This window comes from Pseudomonas frederiksbergensis, assembly GCF_003732275.1.
GTDB classification, from domain to species: Bacteria; Pseudomonadota; Gammaproteobacteria; order Pseudomonadales; family Pseudomonadaceae; genus Aquipseudomonas; species Aquipseudomonas frederiksbergensis_H.
Map to the genome: position 1 here is coordinate 1 of NZ_MOBM01000030.1, position 1,095 is coordinate 1,095.

1 protein-coding gene is annotated in these 1,095 nt (G+C 48.9%); it reads right to left on the reverse strand.

What is annotated here, in order from left to right; translation table 11 throughout:
* Positions 1 to 812: PheS-related mystery ligase SrmL (srmL, locus tag BK662_RS19190; protein ID WP_123359361.1), on the reverse strand; the 812-nt coding region annotated here is incomplete at its 3' end.
* Positions 813 to 1,095: the final 283 nt, after the last annotated feature.

Consider the following 1,095-nt stretch of genomic DNA (forward strand, 5'->3'; position numbering starts at 1 on the left):
AAACGAGATACCGCCGTCCATGGATTCAGATCATACATCTGCGCCTGCACTCGCATGTTCTGATCGCGTAGCAAGCGAATATCTGGAATGCCTTTTCGCAACATCGTCAGGCGATCCAGCCCCATCCCGAGCGCTAACCCTCCATGATGCAGCGGGTCTATGTTCAAGCGCTCCAACAAAGACCTCGCAATACGACCACACTCCAGCACCTCCACCGGAGCCCCATCATTCAAGACATTCACTTCGATTCCGCCCTCTGTGTAGTGATGCGGACTATCGCTATAGACCCAACGTTTGTCAGGAACGGCAGACTTAAGGATATCGCCGACCAAACGCAACAGATGTTCGTGCGTTGCCAGTTCCGGATCACCCAGCACCCAAATGTCCATTTGATGCGGTTCAGCGCAATGCCAACGATCCCGACTATCACGACGGAAAGTAATACCTGGCGCTGCCAATAATATCGTCTGTCCCGGCTGGCGCACCTGAGCCGCTCGCTGAAGCGCTACCGGGATCTGGCTGGTGGTTTGTGTTCGCAACAGCGAGTGCTCATCGACCCAACGGGTGTGTTCACTCCCCAGCGTAACCTCTGCCGGGTCATAACCGAGTAAACCGTAATTTTCTTCAGCGGACACAATCCTCGGCCCGGTTTGTAGTTGCGCTTGAGGCCAACCTTTTTCAGAGAGTCCTTTGAGGATTTCATTTAGCAGCAATCGGACGGCGTGATCGGGATCTTTTGTTTCGGTTAGATCATCCAATAATAGGGCCTGATGGACAGACGTATCTGTCAGATATTTCTTTGATGCGCGCACTATATAACCCTCGATCCACAGTTGAACAACGAGCCAAAAAAGCAAGCCCATAAATAAATCTAACGACACACGATCAACTACCACAACAAAAAAATGACAGATATCGGATTTTCAGACCAAGACTACAGATGCGCCCCACACAACCGAATTAAACCCTCCGAAAACCCTGGCAGATAAATTTATTCTAAAAATCGCCCAACAAATCATTTAATACATTAGAAAATTCTGTATTAATTATTCCACTCCCAAGCAGTTCGGGGAGCAAAAACCAAAAAAATGAAAA